At 73.8% G+C, this 2,251-nt stretch carries 2 protein-coding genes and 1 pseudogene; 2 read left to right on the forward strand and 1 reads right to left on the reverse strand.

Annotated elements, in window-relative coordinates; genetic code table 11:
- Window positions 1-572, forward strand: a pseudogene (locus tag AB0K09_RS32700) (LamG domain-containing protein); the annotation flags it as partial.
- On the opposite strand, the gene AB0K09_RS32705 reads toward AB0K09_RS32700, so the two are convergent.
- A complete protein-coding gene (locus AB0K09_RS32705; protein WP_366069024.1) occupies window positions 479-1,639 on the reverse strand; it encodes a bile acid:sodium symporter family protein in 1,161 nt (386 codons plus the stop codon). The pseudogene AB0K09_RS32700 and the gene AB0K09_RS32705 sit on opposite strands and share 94 nt — an antisense overlap.
- 100 nt (window positions 1,640-1,739) lie before the next feature.
- Here AB0K09_RS32705 and AB0K09_RS32710 point away from each other — a divergent pair.
- Window positions 1,740-2,251 (forward strand): LysR family transcriptional regulator (locus AB0K09_RS32710; RefSeq protein WP_366069025.1); only part of this gene is annotated, 512 nt, incomplete at its 3' end.

Genomic DNA, 2,251 nt, shown 5'->3' on the forward strand with positions numbered 1-2,251 from the left:
TCGGCGGCGCCCTGTCGTTCGACGGCAGGGACGACGCCGTCCGGCTGCCCTACCGCACCTCATTGCCGCTGGGCAGCGGGGACTTCACGGTGGTGCTGTGGTTCCGCTACGGGCGCCGGGGTGCCGGGGGTGGCGAGCAGCCGTTCCTGTGGATGGGGGGTGTGGGCGGGGCGCCGCAGGTGGTGGTGGCCGGCGAGCCGGCGGCCGGCCGGGTCACGGGCCGGCTCACGGCGGTATCCGGTACGGGCCCGGCGCGGACAGCGACGGTGGCCTCGGCCGGCGCGTACGCGGACGGGCAGTGGCACCGGCTCGCCCTGCGCCGTGCGGCCGGGCGCCTGGTCCTCACGGTCGACGGCGTGTCGGCTTCCGGGCCGGACGTGCCCGGAACGGTCAGCCGGACCTCGACGTTCGGGGTGCATCTGGGGCAGAGGCCGGACGGCCGGGGTTTTCTGACGGGCGATCTGGACGACGTCCGGGTCTACCGTGGTGCCCTGCCGGACGACGAGCTCGCGGCCCCGGCGCCGGCATCGGGCCCGGGCACCCGGGAGGTCGTGCTGTGGCTGCCGCTGGACGGCACGCACGCCACCGGGTCGGCCACCGGGTCGGCCACCGGGTCGGTCGTCTGAGGGCCCCGCCCGCCGTCCGGTCCGCCCGCGAGGGAAGGAGCCTCCTCCGTCTGCCGTCCGAACCGTTTCGCCAGGACCGCGCAGACCATCAGCTGGAGCTGGTGGAAGAGCATCAGCGGCAGCACCATCATCCCCGCCTCGCCCCCGAACAGCACGGTCGCCATGGGCAGCCCGGCCGCCAGGCTCTTCTTGGAGCCGGCGAAGGTGATCGCCACGCGGTCCGCACGCCCGAAGCCGAGCCGGCGCGTGCCCAGGCCGGTGAGGGTGAGCATCACCGCCAGCAGCACCCCCTCGACCGCCACGAGCGCCAGCAGCCGCCAGGGGGTGACCTGGTGCCAGATGCCCCGCACCACGCCCGCGCTGAAGGCCGTGTAGACGACGAGGAGGATCGAGCCCCGGTCGGCGTAGGAGAGCGCCTTCCTGTGCCGGCCGACGAAGCCGCCGATCCAGCGGCGCAGCAGCTGGCCGGCCGCGAACGGCACCAGCAGCCGCAGGACGACCGACAGCAGCGAGTCGAGCGAGAGCCCGGCCCCCGCGCCGTCGAGCAGCAGGGCGGCGAGCAGCGGGGTGAGGACGACGCCGACCAGGCTGGAGAAGGAGCCCGCGCAGATCGCGGCGGCCACGTTGCCGCGGGCGACGGAGGTGAAGGTGATGGAGGACTGGATGGTCGACGGCACCAGGCACAGGAAGAGCAGCCCGGTGTGCAGCGGGGTGGTGAGCACGTACGGCACCAGCCCGTAGGCGGCGAGGCCGAGCAGCGGGAAGACGACGAAGGTGCAGCTCAGCACGGTGAGGTGCAGTCGCCAGTGGCGCAGTCCGTCCATCGCCTCACGGGTGGAGAGCCGGGCGCCGTAGAGGAAGAAGAGCAGGGCGACCGCCGCCGTCGAGACACCGTCGAGGACGCCCGCGGCCTGCCCGCGGGCGGGCAGCAGGACGGCGAGCAGCACGGTGCCGAGGAGCGCGGCGACATAGGGGTCGACAAGGCCATGGGAGAAGGCGAACGGACGGCGCATGGCGTCCACCCTGCCGAGCCGCGCGCCCATCGGGAACCCCGGTCACCGCTGTCACTGTCATCACGAACGGCGATGAGCGGGCCATGGCTAATCTGCGACCATGTTCGATCCGACGCAGCTGCGGACGTTCCTCACCGTCGCGCAGACCCTGAGCTTCACCCAGGCCGCGGGCCGGCTGGGGGTGCGGCAGTCGACGGTCAGCCAGCAGATACGCAGGCTGGAGGCGGCGGCCGGACGCCAGTTGTTCGCGCGGGACACGCACAGCGTGATGCTGACCGAGGACGGGGAGGCGATGCTCGGCTTCGCCCGGACGATCCTGGAGGCGAACGAGCGGGCCGCGAGCTGGTTCGCGGGCACCCGGTTGCGCGGCCGGCTGCGGTTCGGCGCGTCGGAGGACTTCGTCCTGACCCGGCTGCCCGAGATCCTGGAGGGCTTCCGGCGCGACCATCCCGAGGTGGACCTGGAGCTGACCGTGGACCTCTCCGGCACACTGCACCGGCAGTTCGCGTCCGGGCGGTTCGTGGCCATGCCGGCCCTGGCGGCGGAGCAGCGCGTGCCGGCGGCTCTGCGGGCATCGCAGGAGCGGACGCCGCCGAACGCGGACGCGCTGCG

The organism is Streptomyces sp. NPDC049577 (genome assembly GCF_040675635.1).
GTDB lineage: Bacteria > Actinomycetota > Actinomycetes > Streptomycetales > Streptomycetaceae > Streptomyces.